We start from the raw sequence: 23,129 nt of genomic DNA, 5'->3' as shown, positions 1-23,129 counted from the left end.
TGCGCTGCTGAGTTAGGCCGGGGAGTGTACGGCGAGTCATACTCATGGTGATGAATACGCAACCCACCACCGTCGCCCTGGTCACGCTGGGCTGTGCCCGCAACGATGTCGACTCCGAGGAACTGGCCGGCCGACTCGAGGCCGGCGGCTTCCGATTGGTCGACGACGCCGCTGAGGCGGACACGGTGGTGGTCAACACCTGCGGATTCGTCGAGGCCGCGAAGAAGGACTCCGTCGACACCCTGCTGGCCGCCGCCGACTACAAGGACTCCGGCCGTACGCAGGCCGTCGTAGCAGTCGGCTGCCTCGCCGAACGGTACGGCGACCAGCTCGCCGAAGCCCTCCCGGAAACCGACGCAGTCCTGAGCTTCGACGACTACACCGACATCTCGGACCGCCTCCGCTCCATCCTCGCCGGCAACAAACACCAGCCCCACGTGCCGCGCGACCGCCGCAAACTCCTCCCACTCGCCCCCGCCGACCGCCACTCCACCCCAGGAGTAGCCGTCCCGGGCCACGGCGACCAGCCGAGCACCGCGCACGAGCCCACGACCGCCGACCAGCCGACTGCTGATGGGCGCGCGGCTGTCGTCGGTTCACACATCCCCGAGCAGCTTCGGCCCAAGGATGCCTCCGCGCTTGCGGGTTCCGGTGAGCCCGGCGACGGTCTCAAGGGACGGTTCGTCACCGGTGCGCCGGAAGAGCTGAAAATCGACGCCCCCGACCTCGCGGCCGCACCGGCCAGCGGTCCCCGCGTGATGCGTCGACGCCTCGACGGCGGCCCGATGGCGCCGCTGAAGCTCGCCTCCGGCTGCGACCGCCGTTGTGCGTTCTGCGCGATCCCGATGTTCCGCGGCGCCTTCATGTCCCGCCGCCCCGCCGAGGTACTCCGCGAGGCCGAATGGCTGGCGGAGAACGGCGTACGCGAGCTCTTCCTCGTCTCCGAGAACTCCACCTCGTACGGCAAGGACCTCGGCGACCTCCGCCTGCTCGAGACCCTCGTCGGCGAGATCGCCCAGGTCCCCGGCATCATCCGCGTCCGTGTGTCGTACCTGCAGCCCGCCGAGATGCGCCCGACGCTGATCAGCGCGATGACCTCCACCCCGGGCGTCGTCCCGTACTTCGACCTCTCCTTCCAGCACGCCTCCGGCCCGCTCCTGCGCCGGATGCGCCGCTTCGGCGACTCCGAGCGCTTCCTCGAACTGATCGCCCAGGTCCGCGCCACCGCCCCGACCGCCGGCATCCGCAGCAACGTCATCGTCGGCTTCCCGGGCGAGACCGAGGAAGACGTCGACATCCTCTGCGACTTCCTGTCCCGCGCCGGCCTCGACGCGATCGGCGTCTTCGGCTACTCCGACGAGGACGGCACCGAAGCCGAAACCTACGACGGCAAACTCGACGAAGACACCATCGCCGCCCGTCTCGACCGAGTAACCCGCCTGGCCGAAGACCTAACCTCCGCCCGAGCCGAGTCCCGCATCGGCGAACTCCTCGAAGTCCTCCTCGAATCCACCGAGGACCTCGACGCCGACGCCCTCGACGCCGACGCCCTCGACGCCGACGCCCTCGACGCCGACGCCCTCGACGCCGACGCGCTGGATGGCGACGCCCTCGACGCTGACTCGCTCGACTACGCCGCGCAGGAGAGTGACGAGGGCGCCGGCGCTCCCCGGCCGACGTCCCGCGTCGCGGCTCCCGCTGCGGTGCACGGCGGTGCCAAAACCACCGACGCGGCGAGCGGCGGCCACGCCTCGTCCGCCATCATCTCCACCGACGCGGAGTCCCTCGACGATGAGACTGTCTGGTCGAGTGCCGGGCGGACCGGTGAGGGGCGGGCTGCGCATCAGGGGCCTGAGGTGGATGGGTCGACGACGGTGACCGGGCTCCCGGACGGGGTGCGGGTCGGCGATCTGGTGTCTGCGAAGGTGGTGGCGAGCGACGGTGTCGACCTGATCGCCGAGTTCGCCGCGCTCGTGAGCACCCCGGACAGCCGTCCGGCAGCTAACCTGACCGCGTGACCAACCCGCCAACGAACCCGGCTCCGCGCGCCGCGGGCGGCCATCTCCACGCGCCCAGCGCCTGGAACGTGCCGAACGCGCTCACGGTCCTGCGGCTGGTCCTGGTACCGCTGTTCGTCTGGCTCCTGCTCCGCGAAGGCGGTCACACCGACAGCAACCGCCTGCTCGCCACCGCCGCCTTCGTGGTCGCAATCGTCACGGACCGCTTCGACGGCGACATCGCCCGCCGCTGGAACCTCGTCACGAACTTCGGCAAGATCGCCGACCCCATCGCCGACAAAGCCCTCACCGGAGCCGCTTTCCTGGGCCTCTCGTACCTGGGTGAACTCCCGTGGTGGGTCACGATCGTCGTGATGGTCCGCGAGTGGGGCGTCACCGCCCTCCGCTTCTGGGTAATCCGCCACGGCGTCATGCCCGCCAGCCGAGGCGGCAAACTCAAAACCGTCCTCCAGGCGATCGCCCTAGGCCTCTACCTCCTCCCGTGGCAGGACCTCAAAATCCTCCACTGGACCGCCATCACCATCATGGCCGCCGCCGTAATAGTCACCATCATCACCGGCCTCGACTACGTAGGCCGAGCCCTCCGCCTCCGCGCCGCCGCCAAACGCCCCCTCCCATAACCCACACGCACCACCCGCGCATCCCACCCCAACCACCAACCCGGCCGCCACCTCACCGACATTTCCGCACGCCGCACCACGTGCCCGACGGTCCCGCACGCCGCATCGCGTGCCCGACTGTTCCGCACGCCGCACCGCGTGCCCAACGGCTCCGTACGCCGCATCCCGCCCCCGACGGTTCCGTACGCCGGATCGCACAGCCGACAGTTGCGTACGTCGGATCGCATGGCCGAAGGTTCCGTACATCGGGTCGGGTGGCCGGTCGGATGACTAAACTCGCTCGAGTGCCGAGGCCGACAGCTGTAACTGCAGGATCCACGGGCAACCACAGCAAGCTCGCGCAGACCTACCGCCGCTTCGCGGAAGTCGACGCCCCCAAGATCTCGCCCTTGTACGAGCGCCTCGCCCTAGCCCTGAGCGAGTCCGACGCCGCCCTCCGCGCCATCGAATCCGCCCCCACCCGCAAACGAAACCCCGCCCTAATCCTCGCCGCCCTCCACCACCTAGCCCTAACCGGCCAATCCCCAACCCTCGCCACCGCCTACAAGGCAGCCACCTCGCCGGCATCCGTGGACCCGGCATCTGCCAAGCCAGCACCTGCCGGTGCGGTACGTGCGGAGGTTGGGCTGCCGTCAGCCACAGGCTTTGAGGCGACCGCGTCCGCGGAGATGGCCGCTCGTGCCGGCATCGACAGCGACTCTGCTGTTGAAGCTGCGGTTCGGACGTTGGTGGAGATGACCGAGGCTGTGGTTGGTGTTGTCTCGGGGCGGAAGGTGCGGGGGAATGTGGGTGGCAATCACGCGGTGTTGTATCCGGCGATTGCCGAGGTGGCACGCAGGGTTGGTGCGGGCGCGATCGGGCTCATCGACGTGGGGTGCTCAGCTGGCTTCAACCTGAACGTCGATCGCGCCGGCATCACCTACGGCAACGGACAAACGCTGGGAAACCCGTCGTCTCCAGTGCAGGTATCGGCGTCGATCGTGAAGGAACAGGCTGTTCCGACGCACGCGATGCCTGAGGTTGTTGCGCGAATCGGCATCGACCCCGAGCCAATTGATACGAGCGACGCGGATGAGGCTCGGTGGCTGCGTGCTTGCCTGCCACCGGACCAACCGGAGCAGATCGCGAGGCTCGAAGGGGAGCTGGAGTTGGCGGCCTCGGCGCCTCCGTTCTTGATGCAAGGTGACGCTCTCGAGTTACTACCCGATGCCCTCGCTCGGGTGCCGGCAGATGCCCTGCCTGTGGTCACCACGACATGGGCGCTCTCGGACTTGCCGCTGGAGAGCCGCCTGCGCTTCCTGCAATGTCTCGACGCAGCGGCGACCAACCGGCCAGTCGCGTGGGTCTCGGTGGAGGGAGTTGGAGTCGCGCCGGCGATCCCGACCTTCGGTGACCGTCCTGCATCCGGGCACAGCATCATCGGCCTAGCCGTCTTCAACCATTCGACCCTGCAGGCCGAATCGGTAGGCCGCTGCTGGTTGCGTGGTCAGATGCTGGCCTGGCTGGCAGATTCGTAGTCCTCAGCACACCTTGAGCAGTCACCCGCGTCAGATGTGGCGCCAGCTGGTTCTTGTTCAACAATGCGATGTGTACAGATCGAGTGCGCGGGAGGTTTCGGGTGGCTGAGGACGGGCTTGAGGCGGCGGTCGAGCGGTTCGTGGGCCTATTGATGGAGCGTCGCGTGACGGTTGCCACCGCTGAGTCGTTGACAGGTGGGATGGTTGGGGCGGTTCTGACGGATGTGCCGGGGGTGTCGGCTGTGTATCGGGGTGGCCTGGTCGTCTACGCGACTGATCTGAAGGCCAAGCTCGCCGGCGTGCCCGAGGACCTGCTGGCTGCTGTAGGCCCGGTCCACGCGGACACGGCCGCCGCACTGGCCAGCGGCGTACGGGAGCGTCTGGAGGCGGACTACGGGCTCGCCACGACCGGTGTGGCCGGTCCGGACCCGCAGGCCGGCATCGAGGCCGGCACGGTGTACGTCGCGGCGGCTGGACCGGGGTCCGTGCAGGTGCGCAAACTGCAGTTGTCCGGTGACCGGTCAGCCGTACGACGGGGGAGTGTGCAGGCCGTCCTCGAACTCGGAGCCGCTGTTGTGGCGGAAGAACTCGACTGAACGAGGTGTTGGGACCAGCATGGTGACAGGTAAGGCGGAGTGGCGCGGCGCACCGAAGGTGGACGTTGCGAGGGGTAGTGACCCAGCAACAGGTACCGTTGGTTCCTACGGTCGAGCTACCGTGCGAGTAGAAGCGGCCGGACAGGCGGAAGGGAGAAACCTCATGGTGCTGGTTCGTGGCCTGCTGGGCGACGTGCTGCGGCGTAAGCGGCTGCGCCAGGGGCGCACTCTCCGCGAGGTGTCCGCTGACGCACGCGTCAGCCTCGGTTACCTGTCCGAGGTCGAGCGCGGGCAGAAGGAAGCCTCCAGTGAGCTGCTGGCAGCGATCTGTACGGCGCTCGATGTGCCGCTGTCGACGGTCTTCGCCGAGGTGAGCGAGGATCTGGCCCGCGAAGAGGCTCTGGTGCTGGCGCACCCGACCATCGAGCCGGAGGTTGTGGCCTCCGCGGCCTGAGCCCCTGGTCATCGCCCACTCCCATCAGGAGTCGGGCTGCTGTCGGACGGCCGGATCAATGCCACGCGCGACGGCCAGAGCAACTGCAGCGCGGGCAGCGGTGGATCGCCCGGCTGCCGGAACATCTGGTTTGCCGTGTACATGTGGTGGATCGAGTCGGGAAACCGGAGCAGCTGAGCCGTCTCCGGAGGCGGAAAGAAGCCGGCCAGGTCGTCACCCTCGTCGAATACGGCCCCGCCCATCACCGCCCACGCGAGCGGTTTGAGCCCGAGAAAGGCCCAGCACGGCTCCGGATCGAAGACGATGATCTCCGGATGCCGGTAGAGGCTGAGCCCCAGCGTGTACCCGAAGGCCGGATTGCGGCCGCCGTCGCCCTCGACGTACTGCATCGTCCAGCCAAAAGTCCGGATGTTGTCCTCGATCTGCCGCGAGATCTGCTCGTTGCTCACTCCGCCGCACCTGTCGCACATCGCCCTCTCCTCTCCGATCGAACATTTGTTCGATGCGTCAGAGAAGATATCCGCGTTGTTGTCTGCCGGCGGCGTTGTCCACAGGCCAGTTCTGGCCGGTCAGCTCTCGGGTTGGCAAGCAGGGCACCAGTACGTGACCCGTTCGCGGGTCGGTTCGCCTAGCGACGCCGTCAGGATCGTCGTGCCGCAGCGGTGACAGGATTTGCCGGCGCGTTCGAACACCCAGGAACGTTGTCCCGGCCGATCGACCCCGGTGCTGACCTGCGTGCCGTTGCGGACATTCGCCTTCATGAGCTTTCGGCTGAGGTCGACTGCCGCAGGGACGTCGACGGCCGAGATCGGTCGCCATGGGTGCAGACCGAGCAGGAAGCAGACCTCGGTCCGATAGAAGTTGCCGATCCCGGCGAGGTTCCGCTGGTCGAGCAATGCCTCGCTGACTGTCCGGCCGGGGTCGGACTCGAGATTCGCGATCGCGAGTGCGCGGTCGAACGACGGTGACAGCAGATCAGGTCCGAGATGACCGACCAGGCTGTCCTCGTCGTCGGTCGCGACGACGTCCAGGACCGGGAGCCGATAACCGACAGCCGTCCACGGCGCGGTTTCGAGGACTGCACGGATCTGATGATCGGGCCCGCCGTGCCACCGTTCGGCCGGCCGGTACAGATGCCAACTGCCGTCCATCCGGAAATGACTGTGCAGCGTCAACCCACCGGAGAGTCGCATCAGGATGTGCTTGCCGCGAGCAACTACTTCGAGCATCGTCCGACCGCTCAGGTCGGTCGTCGCGAGCGAAGGCACGCGGAAGTCCGTACGCACGAGCTCTTGACCGGCGAGAGCCTGGTTGAGCCGTTTACAGGCTCGCCAGACAGTGTCTCCTTCGGGCATGACCGATCGCTCCCGACGTCAGGCCCGAAGCCGCAGACCACGTGGTGTCGCATGGAAGCCGGCCTTCGCCAGCGCATCGCCGAACGCCGTGTGCCGAACCTGCTCACCATCGGCCGTCTCGACGCTCAGCTTGCCGAGCTGGCCATCCCGGATCGACAACGCCAGCGCATCAACCGCCGGCTGAAGCAGGTCGGGATCCTCGGTGAAGCTCAGCACGGTCCGCCCGCCGCGTTCGACGTACACGATCAGTTGCCCGTCGACCATGACGACCAACGCACCAGCCTTCCGGCCGGGACGGTGCCCACCTGCGCTCTCTCGCTCGGGCCAGGGCAGGGCAGCTCCGTACGGATTCGCGGGATCGGAAGCCGCGAGTACGACGGCCCGCGCCGTCAGCTCCTCGTCCTTCCTGCCACGGCCACCACCGCCTGGCCGGGCGCCACCCGGCCCGAATCGTCCAGCAGGACCGAAGGGACCGTCAGACCCCGGCGAGGCTGGGGTCGAAAGCTCCGCGAGCGCACGCAACCGATCCACGGCTCCAGGCAGGGCGAACTGAGCAGCCCCGAGCCCCGCAACGAAGTACCCGCGCCGGCACCGCCCGGACTCCTCGAATGCGCTGAGCACCTTGTAAACGGCGGCGAATCCACCGGGCGTCCGCTCGGTGATGACCGACCCACGGGTGACGATCCCGTAGCGATCCAGCAGCGTCTCCGCTGCCGCATGCGCTCGCCGGGTCGCATCCGAACTGCGGGCCGGAAGCAACGACCATCGCCCACCTGCCGTCGGCGGACCACTCCGCGCGGGCATCGCAGGCCGCCCGGGCCGCATCGGACGGCCCGGCCGTGCGCGAGGCGTCGTACGACGGGTTCGATGACTGCCTCGGCCGCCGCCGACGAGCGATCGGACCGGGGTGAGAGTGTCATTGGTGAGGTACCCGGCCCAGACGAGATCCCAGAGGACGCCGACCAACGTCTCGTCCTCTACGACGCCGTTTGCGGATCCGACCGCATCGCTGAGTTGGCGGAAGAAGAACGCGCCACCGCCCGACAGCGCATCGAGCACAGCCTGGTGCGTCTCACCCAGCTCGAGATCCGGATCCGGATCGGGCAACGTCAGGTCGCAGTTGTCTGCCAGATGGAGCGACACCCACCCATCTGTCCCCGGCAGCGAACCCGATCCTGCCCACACCACTTCGCCCGTCGCCGTCAGCTCGTCCAGCATCGACGGCTGATACCCAGGCACTCGTGACGGCAGCACGATCGACTCCAGCGCCGACGCCGGCACTGCGCATCCTGCTAGCTGCTCGACGGCGCCGAGCAGTACGTCGTACCCGCGACCGCGGCTGCTCGTGATCCCTTGCCATGCAGGCAGGAACCGGGCCAGCGCGGACGGATCAACCGGCTCGACCTCCTTGCGCAAGGCAGCGAGGGATCGCCGCCGCAGCAGTCGGAGGACCTCGCTGTCACACCACTCAAGCGCGATCCCACCCGGCAGGAACTCGCCTTCCACAACTCGTCCGGCCGCACCCAGCCGCCGCAACGCTTCGCTGACAACGGCAACCCCGATCCCGAGATTCGTCGCGAGATCGATCGCCCGGAACGGCCCATGCGTTCGCGCATACCGAGACACGAGGTCGCCAAGTGGATCGGCGACCGGCTCCGCATGCGCCTCCGCGACCCCAGGCGGCAGTGGCACGCCGAGGGAGTCCCGCAACCGTGCCACGTCCTCGACAACTGCCCACCGATGCTCACCCGCGATCCGAACCCGCACCACTCGACGGGCGGCCGCCAACGAGGTCAGCCACGATTCAGCATCCGAATCATCGACACACCGTTGCGTTGCCTCCGACAACGACAGCGGACCGATCATCCGCAGTACGTCGAACAACCCTTCGGCGTCGCGCGCACGGCGATCCTCGGCCAGCCGCTGCAGCTCGGCCTCGGTGCGCAGCACGACCTCGGCGTCAAGCAGCTCCCGCAGCTCGGTCCGCCCGAGGAGCTCAGCCAGCAAACTCTGATCGAGCGACAGCGCGGCCGCACGCTTCTCGGCAAGCGGACTGTCGCCTTCGTACATGAAAGCGCCGACATAGCCGAAGAGCAGGGACTTCGCGAACGGCGATGCTTCCGACGTCTCGACCTCGACGACAGAGATCCGGCGCTCGCTGATCCCGGTGAGCAGATCCTTCAACGCCGGCAGGTCGTAGACGTCCTGCAGCACCTCACGCAATGTCTCGAGCACGATCGGGAACGACCCGTACTTGCTGGCCACGCTCAACAGCTGCGACGCCCGCTGCCGCTGCTGCCACAGCGGTGATCGCCGCCCTGGATTACGCCGCGGCAGCAACAACGCCCGCGCAGCACACTCCCGGAACCGCGCCGCGAACAACGCCGACCCGCCGACCTCAGTGGTCACCAGATCCTCGATATCAGCGGGGTCGAACAGCACGAGGTCCGCACCCGGCGGCGCCTCATCGGTCTCCGGCAGCCGCAGCACGATCCCGTCATCACCTGAGACCGACTGCGCGTCCATCCCGTACCGATCCCGGAGCCGGGCCGCGATCGCAAGCGCCCACGGGCCGTGCACCTGACCGCCGTACGGCGAATGCACGCAAACCCGCCAGTCGCCCAGCTCGTCGCGGAATCGCTCCACCACGATCGTCACGTCATCCGGCACTCGGCTCGTCGCGTCGCGCTGCTCGGCGAGGTACGACACGAGGTTGTTGGCGGCGTACTCGTCCAGGCCCGCGGTCCGCGCACGATCGATTGCCTTGCTGGCCGGCAATGACGCCATCTTGCGGACGAATGCACCGGTCGCCGCACCAAGCTCCGCCGGCCGCCCGACCGCATCGCCCTTCCAGAACGGCAACCTGCCCGGCTGGCCCGGGGCGGGGGAGACGAGCACCCGGTCGTGGGTGATGTCCTCGATGCGCCAGCTCGATGCCCCGAGCGTGAAGACGTCGCCGACGCGTGACTCGTACACCATCTCCTCGTCGAGCTCGCCGACGCGATGATTCGTCGACTCGCCGACCAGGAACACCCCGAACAGCCCACGATCCGGAATCGTCCCGCCGCTCGTCACCGCGAGCCGTTGCGCGCCGGGCCGACCGGAGATCTCGCCACTCACCCGGTCGAACACGATCCGCGGCCGCAGCTCCGCGAACTCGTCCGACGGGTACCGACCGGACAGCATGTCGAGCACACCGTCGTACGCCGATCTCGGCAGCGTGGCGAACGGTGCGCAGCGGCGCACCAGAGCAAACAGTTCGTCGACTTCCACGGAATCGAGCGCGACGATCGACACGATCTGCTGAGCCAGCACATCGAGCGGGTTCGCCGGGATGTGCAAGCTCTCGATCATGCCGTCGCGCATCCGCTGCACGACGACGGCTGTGTCGATCAGATCGCCACGGAACTTCGGGAACAGCACGCCGCGCGACACCGCGCCGACCTGGTGACCCGCACGACCCACTCGCTGCAATCCACTCGCGACGGACGGCGGCGCCTCGACCTGGATGACGAGATCGACTGCGCCCATGTCGATGCCGAGCTCGAGGCTGCTCGTCGCGACGACGCAGGGCAGCCGCCCGGACTTCAGATCCGCCTCGATCAGTGCTCGCTGCTCTTTACTGACCGAGCCATGGTGGGCTCGGGCGATCAAGGGAGGCGCGGCCAGGGATCCACCCGACTGAGCCATCACCTGCGCAGGCGAGCCCAACTCCGGCAGCTCCAGCTCGGCCCGCTCCGCAGCGATCTCGTTGAGCCGAGCGGTCAGTCGCTCGGCCAATCGTCGCGAGTTCGAGAAGACGATCGTCGACTTGTGCTGGGAAATCAGATCGAAGACGTGCTCCTCGACATGTGGCCAGATCGAGGCGTGCTGCTGGGGACCGGCCGCGGATCCAGAGGTCTCGACCTCGGTCGCGGCCAGCTCTGCCATGTCCTCGACCGGAACGACAACGCTCAGATCCCACTGCTTGGTGAACTTGGGCTGCACCACAGTCACCGGCCGCTCGCCACCAAGGAACCGCGCAACCTCCTCCACTGGTCGCACTGTCGCGGACAGTCCGATCCGCTGCGCAGGCTTCGGCAACAAGGTGTCGAGTCGCTCGAGTGTGAGCGCCAGATGGGCGCCCCGCTTGGTCCCGGCGACCGCGTGCACCTCGTCGACGATGACGGTCTCGACTCCTCGCAGCGACTCCCGCCCCTGCGAGGTCAGCAACAGGAACAACGACTCCGGGGTGGTGATCAGTACGTCGGAAGGCCGCGTCGCAAACCGTCGGCGCTCGCTGGCGGGAGTATCGCCCGAACGCACCGCGACTTCGACGTCGATCGGTGCCTCACCGAGTCGGCGCGCAGTCTCCCGGATGCCGATCAGCGGCGCACGAAGGTTGCGCTCGACGTCGACCGCGAGCGCCTTCAGCGGTGATACGTACAGCACTCGGCAGCGCAGCTTCGGATCGTCTGGCGGGGGCGTCGTGGCCAGCCGGTCGAGCGCCCAGAGGAAGGCCGCCAGCGTCTTACCTGATCCCGTCGGGGCGACCACCAGCGCGTCCCGGCCCGCGGTGATGGCGTCCCACGCCTCGAGCTGGGCCGGGGTGGCCGCCTCGAAGACGTCGCCGAACCACGCCCGGGTCGCGGGCGAGAACCGGCTCAACGCGCTGGTTTTCTTCACGCTGACCATCTTGCCGGGTCCCGCCGACAGTTTTCACGAGCGGTTGGTGGCAGACGGTGAGGAGACGCTTTCCGTCCGGTGCAGAGGTTGTCCCCGTCGTCTGGAATGATCGGCGACATGATCAACCGCGTACGCGCAGCGCTCGTCGTCGTTGCCTGCCTGGTCGCTCTGACCGGGTGTGTGAAGCTCGACGCCGATCTGAAGGTCGGGTCGAACGAGACGGTCTCGGGCTCGATGAAGATCGGGGTCGACAAGCAGCTGCTGCAGTCCAGTGGCCAGTCCCTCGACAAGGTCCGCCAGCAGATCGAGAGCGGTATCAAGCAGACGACCACCGAAGGGGTCAGCTGCAACTCGTTCGAGGACGACAAGTACGTCGGTTCGAACTGCACCTTCGAGAGCGTCCCGTTCGACAAGATGGGCAGCTCCAGCGGCGACGGCGTCAGCTTCCGCAAGGACGGCGACAAGGTCATGGTCACGGTGAAGGCCGGCAACCTGGGCAGCGTTCCGTCCGGCAGCCAGCCCGAGGTCAACTTCAAGATCACCATGCCGGGCAAGATCCTCGAGCACGACGACGGTGCGAAGATCAGCGGCCGCACAGCGACGTACGACAGCCTCGACAAGCTCGGCAAGATCTCGCTGACGTCCGAGGCCGGCGGCGGATTCCCGACGTGGGCGCTGATCCTGATCATCGTGCTGGTGCTGCTGGCGATCGCCGCGGTCGTGTTCTTCGTGCTGCGCGGCCGCAGGCGCAAGGGGCAGCAGGGCTACGGACAGCCGTTCCCGGGTGAGTACCCCGGCCAGCCTGGTCAGTACGGCGGTCCGGGGCAGTATCCGGGGCAGCCGGGGTACGGGCAGCAGCCTGGTCCGGGTCAGTACCCGGGGCAGCCGGGTCAGTACGGCGGTCCGCAGGGGCAGCCCGGTCAGTACGGTCCGCCTGGGCAGTACCCGGGTCAGCCGCCGCAGGGTCAGCCGCCGTACGGCGGTCAGCCTGGTCAGCCGCAGTACCCTGGGCAGCCTCAGCCGGGGCAGTGGGGTCCGCAACCGGGGCAGCAGCCGCCTCAGCAGGGACAGCCTCCGCAGCAGGGCCCTGGTGGCTGGGGACAGCAGCCCGGCCAGGGGCAGCCTGGTCAGTACGGTCAGCGGCCGCCGCAGCAGGGTGGTCCTTCGGGATCCCAGCCGGGGCAGCAGGGCGGTTGGGGACCGCCGCCGAGGAACGATGACGGGCAGGAATGAGACTGACGGAGTTCTGGGCTCGGATGGATCACCATCTCGGTCCGGCGTACGCGCGGACCTGGGCCGAGACCCAGGTGGTCCAGGAACTCGGCGGCCGTACGGTCGTCGAGGCCCTGGCCGAAGGGGAGGCCGCGAAGGTGGTCTGGCGTGCCGTGTGGGCGCACCTGAACCTTCCGGCCAGCGAACGTTGATGCCCTAGGCAACAAACGGTCTAGGCGGTCCACCCGGTGCGGGCGGCCCACTCCTCGGCCGGCAGGTAGATGAGGTCGCAGACCGGGTCCTTGAGATCGGAGTAGTCGCCGATCTCGAGCCGGAGCGCGGCAGCCTGCTGCTTGAAGACGGCGTACGCACGTGCTGTCTCCGGATGGCTGCGCAGATAGTCGCGGAACAGCAGCGCGTACCGCTGGTTGGCGCGTCCGGCCACGCGGATGTGCAGATTCACCCGGCGCCGGTACATCGGCTCGACCAGCATGCGTTTCACCCACTGCGTGTCATCGGTAGGCAGGCCCGGCACCGGGTGGTCACGACGCGGCGGCCGCAGTTCCCAGTCCGCAGCGGCCATCCGCTCCGCCACGTCGTCCAGCTCCGGCTCCGAGCCGACCGTCACCTGGATGTCCAGGATGTCCTTGGCCGGCAGGCGGGGCACGGCAGTGGAGCCGACGTGATCGATCCGCTGAGCCAGTTCGCCGAGCAGTCCGCCGATCGCATGCGCGGTCTTCTCGTACTGCGAGGGCCAGCTGTCGTCCGGTCGTACGATGACGATCCCAGTCATGCGGAGATCATCCCAGTACTCCGGCGGCCGGTCACAGTCCTTCAGACAGGTTTGATCCGGAACGCGCCGTTCGTGAGCAGGTCGGCCGCTTCGTACGCCGCCTTGCGAATGGCCCTGCGCTCGTCGAAGTACCCGCCGACCATTCCGATACCCGGCAGCTTCCCGACGAACCGGGCGCCGAGGCCGCCCCGCGGACGCTCCTCGAACACCTCACCGAGCCCGCCGAAGAGTTTGCTGATCCGCCAGAGCAGACGGATGCCCTGACGCAGTCCGGCCTCCTCGGACTCGTCGCCGAGACCTAGCTGCTTCGCCACGTCCTGCCCGGCCGCGGTCGGGTCGTCGTACTTGAGTACTTCGTCCGGCGTGATCGGGCGGTCGGTCAGTACGCGCGCAATGACCGCAGTCCGGTCGGCGTGCGCTTCCACGCCGTACTCGCGGCAGATCGCGCCGATCACCATGGCCTGCACGGCGGCGCCGAGGGTGTCTTTGATCGGGAGCCGGTCGGCGGCCGCACCGCTGATCCGGGGGAAGGCCGCGACCACGGCCGCGAATCCGCCCAGCCGCTGCACCCACCAGTCGCAGCGCTTGGCGAGCGGCAGCTTCGGCCACTCCGAGTGCCCGGGCACCTGTATCTTCAGCAGCTGGTCGATCGCGAGGATCAGCGCCCGTTCGGCCAGGTTGGGCTTCTGCTGGGCGGAGTACTCCGTCAGGATGCTGCGGACGCCGAACGGGTCGGGGGTACGGAGCGCGTCGAGAACGGTGTCGATGCCGAACTCGACCCTGCTGAGTGCCAGGATCACGGCGGAATCGGGCACGTCGGGACGGTCGGTCACGCCCGCAAGGGTAGGGATCCGGCGGGTCAGATCGGTTGCCGTGCAAGCTTCGGCGTGTCAGTTGTGATTCGAACACGTGTTCGGGATACTTTGGTGCGCGGAAGGTGTGGCGGGCGGTCGAGTTGTCCACAGATTCGGAAGTGGCGACGAAAACTGTCCGACGTGATGGATACCTTCTCTGGCGACACGAGAAGTCCTCCGGGCGGCTGGGAAGCGGCCCCGATTATGAGATGGGTCAGGTGGCATTCAGATGGCGGGTGCAGCGAGTGCGGAGCGCGCGGTGGCCGATCGCGAGAAGGCGCTTGCGACCGCGCTGACGCAGATCGAGCGGCAGTGTGGCAAGGGTTCGGTGATGCGTTTGGGGGAGCAGAACAGGCCGCCGATCGAGGTCATCCCGACCGGGTCGATCTCGCTCGACATCGCGCTCGGGATCGGTGGTCTGCCACGCGGTCGCGTGGTGGAGATCTACGGCCCGGAATCTTCCGGTAAGACGACGGTTGCCCTGCACGCGGTCGCGAACGCGCAGCGGGCCGGCGGGATCGCGGCCTTTATCGACGCCGAGCATGCGCTCGACCCGGAGTACGCGAAGAAGCTCGGCGTCGACACCGACGCGCTGCTGGTCTCGCAGCCCGACTCCGGTGAGCAGGCGCTGGAGATCGCCGACATGCTGGTCCGCTCCGGCGCGATCGACATCGTCGTGATCGACTCGGTGGCCGCGCTGGTGCCGCGCGCCGAGATCGAGGGCGAGATGGGCGACAGCCACGTCGGTCTGCAGGCCCGGCTGATGAGCCAGGCGCTGCGGAAGATGACCGGTGCGGTCAGCGGGACGAACACGACCGCGATCTTCATCAACCAGCTGCGCGAGAAGATCGGCGTGATGTTCGGCTCTCCGGAGACGACGACCGGTGGTAAGGCGCTGAAGTTCTACGCGTCGGTGCGGCTGGACGTGCGCCGGATCGAGTCGCTGAAGGACGGTACCGACGTGGTCGGCAACCGGACCCGGGTCAAGGTCGTGAAGAACAAGGTGGCCCCGCCGTTCAAGCAGGCCGAGTTCGACATCATCTACGGCCAGGGCATCAGCCGCGAGGGCAGCCTGCTCGACCTCGGTGTGGATCAGGGCTTCGTCCGCAAGGCCGGCGCCTGGTTCACCTACGAGAGCGACCAGCTCGGCCAGGGCCGGGAGAACGCGCGGAACTTCCTGCGCGACAACCCCGATCTGGCCAACGAGCTGGAGAAGAAGATCAAGGAGAAGATGGGCATCGGCCCGACCCTTGACCAGCCGGCCGCCGAGGCCGCTGCGGCCGAGGTCGATGTCGACTTCTGATCGCCCGACCGCGGGCGGCAGCGTCCCCCGGCAGCCCACCGCTGCCGACGACGCTGCCCCCGCGGCGCTGTCTCTACCCCACGACGAACGCCTGGCGCTGGCACGCAAACTCCTAGCTACGGGCACGGACGCTTCCACGCTGTCCAGCAGTTCGAGCCAAGAAGCTGGTTCCGGCGCCGATCGCATTACCGATCGTGCTGGTGGTGCTGAGCGGGGTCGCGCTGACGAAGGCGGCTCCGACGCAGTTCGTGGTTCTGACGCGGGCGTGGAGCGTGGGCGTCGTGGTGGTCGTACGTCGGGTGCGCGGCGGGGTGAGCCGTTGGCCGATGCGGACGAGTTCGTTGGTGAGGACGAGTCGGGGTGGGACGGTTCTCGTCGACGTACGGGCTCCATCAGGCGAACGGTCGGCACGGTCGACCCGTGGGACGAACCGCAGGACGAGCAGAAGAAGGCTCGGCCGGCGAAGCGTCGGGGTGGTTCGGGGCGGGATTCGAGCGCAGGTTCGGCTGATCCTTGGGGTGAGCAGGAGGAGAGCTCCGGTCGTACGTTCGAGGCGCGGGCGGCCGATCGGTTGGCTGAGGCGCGTGCCTTTGCGGATGACGCGCCGGCGCGGGCGGCGGACCTAGGTACGCCTTCAGACCAGTTCGATCCGTGGGCAGACGCGGATTCAGCAACCGCGGTTGAACCCGCCGCCGGCATCTCGTCGAGTTCTCAAACGCGGGCGAGCAGTACGCCGAGTGCGGAGCGCACACCCAGCCCAGACCAGCACACGCCGGCTGACGAGTCTTCGCAGTCGGAGAGCACGACCTCAGCGCAGGCGCCGTCCGAGGGCGAGAACACGTCCGCCAACGAGCACATGTCCGCGGACGAGAGCTGGCCGGCAGGCGAGAGCGGGTCGGCAGGCGAGAGCGGGTCGGCGGTCGAGAGCGGGTCGGCAGGCGAGAGCAGGCTGATAGCCCGGAGCAGGCCGGCGGGCGAGGCTGAGTCGGTGGGGGCGGGCGACGGGGCACCGGGTGGCGAGCCGGGTGCGTCGGGTCGGTCGGTGGCTGGTGGGCGGGCTGGTGGGCGGGCTGGTGGGCGGGCTGACGGTCAGGCTGACGGTCAGGCTGACGGTCAGGCTGACGGTCAGGCTGACGGTCAGGCTGACGGTCAGCCTGCTGGGGACGGGCCTGCAGTAGGCGGGCAGGCTGCTGGGCACGCTGACGGGCAGGCTGGTGGGGACAGGCCTGCAGTTGGCGGGCGGGCTGACGGGCGGGCTGCTGGCCGGGCTGCTGGGCAGGCTGCTGGACCTACTGCTGGGGATGGGCCTGCAGTGGGTGGGTGGGCTGCGGAGAGTGGGCGGGCTGCTGGGCGGGTGAGTCGGGGGCGGCGGACTGTTGGTGGGGGGTTTGGGCGGGGGCGGAAGCGGCGGGGGAGTGAGGAGCCGGAGGGGGTTGGGGATGCGGCGATGGAGCAGGAGGCGGATCCGGCTTCGGTGGCTCGGACGATCTTGCTCGATAAGTTGACGGGGCAGCCGCGGACGAGGGCTGAGTTGGCTGATGTGTTGGCGGAGCGGGACATTCCGGACGAGGTGGCCGATGAGGTGCTGGATCGGTTCACGGATGTCGGGCTGATCGACGATGCCGCGTTCGCGAATGCGTGGGTCGAGTCGCGGCATCGTGGGCGTGGGTTGGGAAAGCGCGCACTGGCGCAAGAGCTTCGGCGGCGAGGCGTGGATGACGAGCTGGCCAGGGACGCGCTCGAGGAGCTGGAGCCGGAGCAGGAAGAAGAGACGGCGCGGCAGCTGGTACGGCGGAAGCTGCGGTCGATGCGTTCATTGGAGCGGCAGGTGGCGATGCGCCGACTGCTCGGGATGCTTGCGCGGAAGGGGTACCCGGGCGGGATGGCGATGAGCATCGTGAAGCAGGAGCTCGACGCCTCGCACGACGAGTTCCCGCTCATTGATTCGTCCGGCCTAGGACCTGAATGACGACCGAGCCGCCGATCATCCGTGAAGCGACACCGGCGGATCGAGCAGGCATCCAGCGGCTGTTGCGCGAGCTGCACGGCGACAGTGCAGACTCCACAACCCTGCCCGAGATCCGTCAGCAGGCTCGGACCTTCGTTGCCGGCGATGACGAGATCCGAGGGCTCCTCGTAGCGACCTTCGTGGACTACGGACACGAGCCGTACGGCGTCCTGGAAGAGCTCGTAGTGGATCAGGCCAGCCGCGGCTCCGGGACCGGCAGCGCCTTGCTCGCGCAGTGCAAATCCTGGCTAGGAGCGCTGGGAGCCGAGGTGGTCTTCGTCTCCGCCATCGACGAAGAGGCAGCCGACTTCTACCTGCACGCCGGATTCACCCGATGCACCGGCCCATGGCTCTGGGCGGCGGCGGATCAACCAGGTTAGGCGGGCCTAAGGGTGTTTACCTTTGCTAAAGGTCGTGCTCGGTAACTGGTCCGGCAGTGTTGGAGAGCGAGCCGGGCGCTGGCCACCTTGTGGGCGGAAGGTTCTTGACGGAATCACCGCCTACTTTCGAGAGGTTCCGCCCAATGTCTGACTTCACCCGCCGCCGATTTCTCGGCGGCGCTGCAGCGACCGCGAGCCTGGGTGCCGCGGCCGCGTTGATGCCCGCGAGCGTCCAGAAGGCCCTCGCATCCCCGCCGCCGCGCCCGGCGCGGCTCGGCGACATCAAGCACGTTGTGATGCTCATGCAGGAGAACCGCAGCTTCGACCACTACTTCGGCACGCTGTCGGGAGTGGCCGGGTTCGACGACCCGCACGCGATCAAGCTGTCCACCGGGCGCAACGTCTTCTACCAGCCCGACGCGGAGAACCCGGACGGCTATCTGCTGCCGTTCCACCTCGACACCCACTCCACCAACTCACAGGCGATCCCGTCCACGAGCCACGCGTACTCGGTCCAGCACCAGGCCTGGAACGGCGGCAAGATGGATGCCTGGCTGCCCGCGCACCGCGCCGCGGACAAGGCCAACGGGCCGTACGTGATGGGGTACTACACCCGCGACGACATCCCGTTCCAGTACGCGCTCGCCGACGCGTTCACGATCTGCGACCAGTACCACTGCTCGGTCCAGGGCCCGACCTGGCCGAACCGCCTGTACTGGCAGACCGGCACGATCGACCCGGGCGGCACGCTCGGCGGCCCGATCACGTCGAACTCGGTGCCCAACGGCGCGTACCGCTGGACGACGTACGCCGAACGCCTCGAGGCCGCCGGGGTCAGCTGGAACGTGTACCAGGACCAGGTCGGTCTGAGCAGCTACAACATGCTCCCGCACTTCAAGCAGTTCCAGGACGCCACGCCTGGTACGCCGCTGTACGACAAGGGCATGAAGGTGTCGTCGCTCGGCCAGTTCGAGTACGACGCTCTGCACGACAAGCTCCCGACCGTGTCCTGGCTGATGACGGCCGGTGGCGTCTCGGAGCACCCGAAGGAGATGCCGGCCGCCGGGGCCGACTTCGTCGCGTCGAAGATCGCCGCGATCGCCGCCAACCCGGACGTCTGGAAGAAGACCGTCTTCATCCTCAACTACGACGAGAACGACGGCCTGTTCGACCACGTCGTACCGCCGACTGCTCCGGCGGGAACGCCGGACGAGTACGCGCTCAACCTGCCGATCGGTGGTGGGTTCCGGGTGCCGTGCATCGTGATCTCGCCGTGGACCGCCGGTGGTTGGGTCAGCAGCCAGAAGTTCGATCACACGTCGGTGGTGCAGTTCCTCGAGAAGCTCACCGGCGTACAGGAGCCGAACATCAGCCAGTGGCGTCGCAAGACGTTCGGCGACCTGACCTCGGTGTTCCGCCACGACCACATCAGCAAGCCGCCGGCGCTTCCCGAGACGGGCGCCCGGCTGAACCTGGCGACGTACGAGGCCGCGCAGTTGCCGGCTCCGACGTTCCCGACCTCGTCGCAGGTCGTCCCGCACCAGGAACGCGGCGGCCGCCACCGCCTCTGACGTAGGACGACGGCCGGGCAATCGCACCTGATCGCCCGGCCGCGTCACGCCTCGACAAGAGGTAGCGTCAGCGCCATGGCGACCTTCGAAGACGTGGAGCGGTTGGTTGGCCAACTGCCGGAGACCGAGGAGATGACTCGGCACGGCCGGCGGACCTGGGCGGTTGGCGGCAAGGGGTACGCGTGGGAGCGGCCGTTCAGCAAGGCAGACCTCAAGCGGTACGGCGACGAGACGCCGCCCGACGGGCCGATCCTGGCGATCACGGTCGAGGACCTGGCCGAGAAGGAAGCCGTGTTGGCCGCGCGCGCAGACGACGGATTCTTCACGATTCCGCACTTCAACGGGTACGCCGCCGTGCTCGTGGAGCTCGACAAGGTGCCGGAAGAGGTGCTGCGAGAGGCCTTGCTCGACGGGTGGCTGGTGCACGCGCCGGCCGAGGTGGCGAAGGCCCACCTGGACGGGCGGTAACGGAGAGTGAAGTGGTTTCAGGTCCGGTGAGCGGCGAGGGGCGTTGACGGGTGCGGTGCGACGGTGTGTTATCCGAGGTAGGACTGGTATTTGGATCGGTCCGTAGGCTGGGATTTTCCGTCGATCCGCCCCAGACACCGCGGAGGGTGCAATGAACGATTTCCAGGAACAGGCGAAGAACTGGCTCCGGAATGTCGTCAAGCAGAACCCGGACAAGATCAAAGCCGGCGTCGAGAAGGCCGGCGACCTGATCGACAAGCAGACCGGCGGGAAGTACGCGGAGAAGGTCGACTCGGTCCAGCAGAAGGTCGGCACGTTCGTCGACAAGCAGACCACCGAAGAGCCGGGCCAGGCAGCCCAGGCGGATCAGACACCCGCGGACACGACCTCGGAGTCAACCACCGCAGGTACGGCGGAGCCGGACCGGCCCGCCGACCGTTCGACGAGCTCGCCCGTGGACGGCCCCGCGAACTGATCAGCTCCGCATCTGCAGCCCCGCAGCCGGTTCGGCGCCGCGGGTGCTGGAGGTTCGGCCGGGTCGGGGTGTAGACCTCTGCCCGTTGTGGAGTAGTCCAGTGCCTGAAGTGGTCTCATCCCGCGGGTGACGGGGGAGTGTCCGTCTTGACCGCGTGATGGGCCGCGCTTAGCCTCGGGATCAAGAAGGGATGAATCCACCGCAACGGTGGCGGATATAACGATCGGTGAGTCGGGTGAAACAGCCGACTGACCGGCAAAAAGACGCAACCACGCTCGACTGAGCTGAAGGAAGGACGACGGCGCCGTGCGCCGTCGATAGACGGCACCGCACGCAAAACCCGGACGGTAACCATCCGGTCAGGGCGCGAGCGGCGTCACCGCGATCTCCGCGTTGTCGGCGGCGACTCACGGTGAGCAAGAGGCAAGCAACGCTGGAAAGCCGCACCGCGCGGCATCCACGGAGTCGTCGCAACGGTAGACACCGGTACCGCCATACCCAGGTGGCACCGGCACTGCCGTACCCCGATAGCCGCTGGAACCCCGGTGGCGCCTTCAGTCGTACCAGTGGCGAGTCCCTTCGACAGACGGCCACAGTCCCGCGTGGACTCGAAGGAGAGGGGAGAAGCCGATGACCGCTACGTCCATTGGCCTGACCCTGATCGGTTTGCTGATCGCCGGATTGCTGGCCTGGATCGGCCTGACCCTCTCCCGCCGGAAAGCCGCCGACAACTCGACCGCCCAACTCGAGGCCGCGCAGCTGGCCGCCGGCGCGAAGTCCGCCGCCGAGCTGATACGCCGGCAGGCCGAGGAAGAGGCCGCCGTACTGCGGACGCGGGCCGAGGCGGCCGAGCAGCGCAGCGAGGAGATCCGCCGCAGCGCCGAGGACCGTGCCTCCGAAGTACGGCGGGATGCCGAGCAGCGGGCGTCCGACGTACGGCGGGAAGCCGAGGCGGAGGCGCAGTCGATCCGGGACGACCTGCGCGAGCAGCGACTCGAGATGGAGCGCCGCGACCACCGGCTGACCGAACGCGAGGAGCGGGCCGACGAGCAGCACCGCGCGATGGAGCAACGCCAATTCGAGCTGACCGCGCAGCTGGCCGAGCTCGATCAGCGCAAGCAAGAGATCAAGGACCTCGAGGACGAGCGCCGCCGGATCCTCGAAGGCGTCGCGAACCTGACCACCGAGCAGGCCAAGGCCGAGCTGGTCGCCTCGATCGAGGAAGAGGCCAAACGGCACGCACACACGATCGTCCGCGACATCGAGCGGCAGGCCCAGGATGAGGGCGAGATCAAGGCCCGCAAGATCATCACCGGTGCGGTGCAGCGGTTGGCGTCCGAGCAGACCAGCGAGTCGGTCGTGTCCGTCGTACACCTGCCGAGTGACGACATGAAGGGCCGGATCATCGGGCGCGAGGGCCGCAACATCCGGTCGTTCGAGCAGACCACCGGCGTGAACCTGATCATCGACGACACCCCTGAAGCGGTGCTTTTGTCCTGCTTCGATCCGGTACGGCGGGAGACTGCGCGGCTGACCTTGGACTCGCTCGTGCTCGACGGCCGGATCCACCCGAGCCGGATCGAGGAGATCTACGAGCGCAGCAAGGGCGAGGTTGCCGAGCTGTGCGAGCGGGCGGCCGAGGACGCAATGGCCGATGTCGGGATCACGGACCTGCACCCGGAGCTCGTTCGCACGATGGGGCTGCTCCGCTACCGGACGTCGTACGGGCAGAACGTGCTCAAGCACCTGATCGAGTCGGCGCACATCGCGGGGATGATGGCGGCCGAGCTCGGGCTGGATCCCAAGCTGTGCAAGCGCGGCGCGTTCCTGCACGACATCGGCAAGGCGCTCACGCACGAGTCCGAGGGCAGTCACGCGATCGTCGGCGCCGAGCTGGCCCGCAAGTACGGCGAGAACGACGACGTCGTGCACTGCATCGAGGCGCACCACAACGAGGTCGAGGTACGGACCGTCGAGGCTGTGCTGACGCAGGCCGCGGATGCGGTGAGTGGCGGGCGGCCCGGGGCGCGGCGCGAATCGTTGGAGGCGTACGTCCAGCGGCTCGAACGCCTCGAGGAGATCGCGATGCACCACGACGGCGTCGAGAAGGTGTTCGCGATGCAGGCCGGCCGCGAGATCCGGGTGATGGTGCTACCGGACGCGGTCGACGACATCGCGGCGCAGGTGATGGCGCGCGATATCGCGAAGCAGGTCGAGGAGGAGCTCACGTACCCGGGCCAGATCCGCGTGACCGTCGTACGCGAGTCCAGGGCTACTGAGGTGGCGAAGTAACGTACCTCGCCCGCCACTCGGGCGGCTCGAACGGAGCCCCGTCGATCCGGGTCTCACGCGCGATCCGTCCGTCGCGGAACTCGACGACGTTCGCCACGTAGTACACATCGCCGCCGTAGTCCGACCGGCCGAGGACGACGAAGTTGTCGCCGGAGCCGGTGATGCGGAGAATCCGGATCGACGGCGGGTTCGGGTACTCCTGCTGCATCGCACGCATGGTGCACCCGGCTCGCGTCGACGGCCGTGGCTACATCTGCGAGCGGTTCTGCTTCCCGCGGAGGTGTGTCGGGGTCACGTCGATCGGCTCGTCGGCGACGCGCTCCGGCGGGGCCGTGCGGTACTGGGCCTCGACCTCCGGGTCGATGACCGGACGGTCGGTGCTCCGGCGCTGGTTCGCGAGGCGGTACGACAGCCAGATGCCCGCGGCTCCGCCGAGCATAATGATGATCCCGAGAGCGGTCAGGTTGAACGTGTCGGACGTGTCCCGTACGGCGAACGCGATGACAGCGCCGATCACGACGAGTGCGATCCCGGCCCCGATCCGCATA

Annotated in this window: 23 protein-coding genes and 1 pseudogene; 17 read left to right on the top strand and 7 right to left on the bottom strand. The window is 68.0% G+C overall.

Annotated elements, in window-relative coordinates; translation table 11 throughout:
• Positions 1–44: 44 nt before the first annotated feature.
• The 6 genes and pseudogenes from ACFWUU_RS00345 to ACFWUU_RS00320 all read left to right on the top strand — a co-directional run.
• Positions 45–521: pseudogene (locus ACFWUU_RS00345) on the top strand (MiaB/RimO family radical SAM methylthiotransferase); the annotation flags it as partial.
• A gap of 237 nt (positions 522–758) precedes the next feature.
• Positions 759–2,018, top strand: a complete 1,260-nt coding sequence (locus ACFWUU_RS00340; protein ID WP_380174241.1) for a radical SAM protein — start codon at positions 759–761, stop codon at positions 2,016–2,018.
• Positions 2,015–2,638: a CDP-diacylglycerol--glycerol-3-phosphate 3-phosphatidyltransferase gene (gene pgsA / locus ACFWUU_RS00335; RefSeq protein ID WP_137254615.1), complete on the top strand. Its 624-nt coding sequence runs from the start codon at positions 2,015–2,017 to the stop codon at positions 2,636–2,638. Before ACFWUU_RS00340 ends, pgsA begins: the two co-directional genes overlap by 4 nt.
• 284 nt (positions 2,639–2,922) lie before the next feature.
• On the top strand, positions 2,923–4,155 hold the full coding sequence (locus ACFWUU_RS00330; RefSeq protein WP_380171419.1) for a DUF2332 domain-containing protein: 1,233 nt from the start codon (positions 2,923–2,925) through the stop codon (positions 4,153–4,155).
• Positions 4,156–4,256: 101 nt separating this feature from the next.
• Entirely contained in the window at positions 4,257–4,751 is a 495-nt protein-coding gene (locus ACFWUU_RS00325; RefSeq protein ID WP_380171417.1) for a CinA family protein, read from the top strand.
• 163 nt (positions 4,752–4,914) lie between these two features.
• A complete protein-coding gene (locus tag ACFWUU_RS00320) occupies positions 4,915–5,205 on the top strand; it encodes a helix-turn-helix domain-containing protein (protein WP_137254617.1) in 291 nt (96 codons plus the stop codon).
• Between the two features lie 8 nt (positions 5,206–5,213).
• Here ACFWUU_RS00320 and ACFWUU_RS00315 read toward each other — a convergent pair whose 3' ends face one another.
• From ACFWUU_RS00315 to ACFWUU_RS00305, 3 genes are all read right to left on the bottom strand, one after another.
• Positions 5,214–5,654 carry a DUF4262 domain-containing protein gene (locus ACFWUU_RS00315; protein WP_170989742.1) on the bottom strand — a complete coding sequence of 147 codons (441 nt, stop codon included), beginning with the start codon at positions 5,652–5,654 and terminating at the stop codon, positions 5,214–5,216.
• A gap of 120 nt (positions 5,655–5,774) precedes the next feature.
• Positions 5,775–6,560: an Fpg/Nei family DNA glycosylase gene (locus tag ACFWUU_RS00310; RefSeq protein WP_380171415.1), complete on the bottom strand. Its 786-nt coding sequence runs from the start codon at positions 6,558–6,560 to the stop codon at positions 5,775–5,777.
• 18 nt (positions 6,561–6,578) lie between these two features.
• A complete protein-coding gene (locus ACFWUU_RS00305) occupies positions 6,579–11,234 on the bottom strand; it encodes an ATP-dependent helicase (protein ID WP_380171413.1) in 4,656 nt (1,551 codons plus the stop codon).
• 108 nt (positions 11,235–11,342) lie between these two features.
• Between ACFWUU_RS00305 and ACFWUU_RS00300 the strand changes: the two genes are divergently transcribed.
• A complete protein-coding gene (locus tag ACFWUU_RS00300; protein WP_380171411.1) occupies positions 11,343–12,458 on the top strand; it encodes an LppM family (lipo)protein in 1,116 nt (371 codons plus the stop codon).
• The gene (locus tag ACFWUU_RS00295; protein ID WP_134098478.1) at positions 12,455–12,649 is read left to right on the top strand and encodes a DUF3046 domain-containing protein; all 195 of its coding nucleotides are present in this window, start codon (positions 12,455–12,457) and stop codon (positions 12,647–12,649) included. The genes ACFWUU_RS00300 and ACFWUU_RS00295 overlap by 4 nt, the downstream gene beginning before the upstream one ends.
• A 20-nt stretch (positions 12,650–12,669) precedes the next feature.
• On the opposite strand, the gene ACFWUU_RS00290 is transcribed toward ACFWUU_RS00295, so the two are convergent.
• Positions 12,670–13,230 (bottom strand): GrpB family protein, encoded by a 561-nt coding sequence (locus ACFWUU_RS00290; RefSeq protein ID WP_380171409.1) that lies wholly within the window; start codon positions 13,228–13,230, stop codon positions 12,670–12,672.
• 41 nt (positions 13,231–13,271) lie between these two features.
• The gene (locus tag ACFWUU_RS00285) at positions 13,272–14,063 is read right to left on the bottom strand and encodes a hypothetical protein (protein ID WP_380171407.1); all 792 of its coding nucleotides are present in this window, start codon (positions 14,061–14,063) and stop codon (positions 13,272–13,274) included.
• Between the two features lie 250 nt (positions 14,064–14,313).
• Between ACFWUU_RS00285 and recA the strand changes: the two genes are divergently transcribed.
• The 9 genes from recA to rny all read left to right on the top strand — a co-directional run bounded on the left by recA (position 14,314) and on the right by rny (position 22,581).
• Entirely contained in the window at positions 14,314–15,387 is a 1,074-nt protein-coding gene (gene recA, locus ACFWUU_RS00280) for a recombinase RecA (RefSeq protein WP_137254624.1), read from the top strand.
• A 1,025-nt stretch (positions 15,388–16,412) separates the two neighbouring features.
• Positions 16,413–16,565, top strand: a complete 153-nt coding sequence (locus ACFWUU_RS00275) for a hypothetical protein (RefSeq protein WP_380171405.1) — start codon at positions 16,413–16,415, stop codon at positions 16,563–16,565.
• A 36-nt stretch (positions 16,566–16,601) separates the two neighbouring features.
• Complete coding sequence (locus tag ACFWUU_RS00270) at positions 16,602–16,745, top strand: hypothetical protein (RefSeq protein ID WP_380171403.1); 144 nt, start codon at positions 16,602–16,604, stop codon at positions 16,743–16,745.
• Between the two features lie 89 nt (positions 16,746–16,834).
• Positions 16,835–17,356: a regulatory protein RecX gene (locus ACFWUU_RS00265; protein ID WP_380171402.1), complete on the top strand. Its 522-nt coding sequence runs from the start codon at positions 16,835–16,837 to the stop codon at positions 17,354–17,356.
• A complete protein-coding gene (locus ACFWUU_RS00260) occupies positions 17,353–17,775 on the top strand; it encodes a GNAT family N-acetyltransferase (protein ID WP_380171400.1) in 423 nt (140 codons plus the stop codon). The genes ACFWUU_RS00265 and ACFWUU_RS00260 overlap by 4 nt, the downstream gene beginning before the upstream one ends.
• A gap of 143 nt (positions 17,776–17,918) precedes the next feature.
• The gene (locus ACFWUU_RS00255; RefSeq protein ID WP_380171398.1) at positions 17,919–19,346 is read left to right on the top strand and encodes an alkaline phosphatase family protein; all 1,428 of its coding nucleotides are present in this window, start codon (positions 17,919–17,921) and stop codon (positions 19,344–19,346) included.
• 75 nt (positions 19,347–19,421) lie between these two features.
• A complete protein-coding gene (locus ACFWUU_RS00250) occupies positions 19,422–19,814 on the top strand; it encodes an MmcQ/YjbR family DNA-binding protein (RefSeq protein ID WP_380171396.1) in 393 nt (130 codons plus the stop codon).
• A 151-nt stretch (positions 19,815–19,965) separates the two neighbouring features.
• Positions 19,966–20,289 carry an antitoxin gene (locus ACFWUU_RS00245; protein WP_137254628.1) on the top strand — a complete coding sequence of 108 codons (324 nt, stop codon included), beginning with the start codon at positions 19,966–19,968 and terminating at the stop codon, positions 20,287–20,289.
• A 630-nt stretch (positions 20,290–20,919) separates the two neighbouring features.
• Complete coding sequence (rny, locus tag ACFWUU_RS00240; protein WP_380171394.1) at positions 20,920–22,581, top strand: ribonuclease Y; 1,662 nt, start codon at positions 20,920–20,922, stop codon at positions 22,579–22,581.
• Here the strand turns inward: rny and ACFWUU_RS00235 are convergent.
• Positions 22,562–22,789 (bottom strand): hypothetical protein, encoded by a 228-nt coding sequence (locus ACFWUU_RS00235; RefSeq protein ID WP_380171392.1) that lies wholly within the window; start codon positions 22,787–22,789, stop codon positions 22,562–22,564. The genes rny and ACFWUU_RS00235 overlap by 20 nt on opposite strands.
• A 39-nt stretch (positions 22,790–22,828) precedes the next feature.
• On the bottom strand, positions 22,829–23,128 hold the full coding sequence (locus ACFWUU_RS00230; RefSeq protein ID WP_202877692.1) for a DUF6458 family protein: 300 nt from the start codon (positions 23,126–23,128) through the stop codon (positions 22,829–22,831).
• Position 23,129 lies beyond the last annotated feature (1 nt).

The sequence above is a fragment of the Kribbella sp. NPDC058693 genome (assembly GCF_042715335.1).
Lineage (GTDB): Bacteria > Actinomycetota > Actinomycetes > Propionibacteriales > Kribbellaceae > Kribbella > Kribbella jiaozuonensis.
The sequence above is the reverse complement of the archived record's forward strand: the minus strand, read 5'-3'. Positions and strand labels throughout refer to the sequence as shown.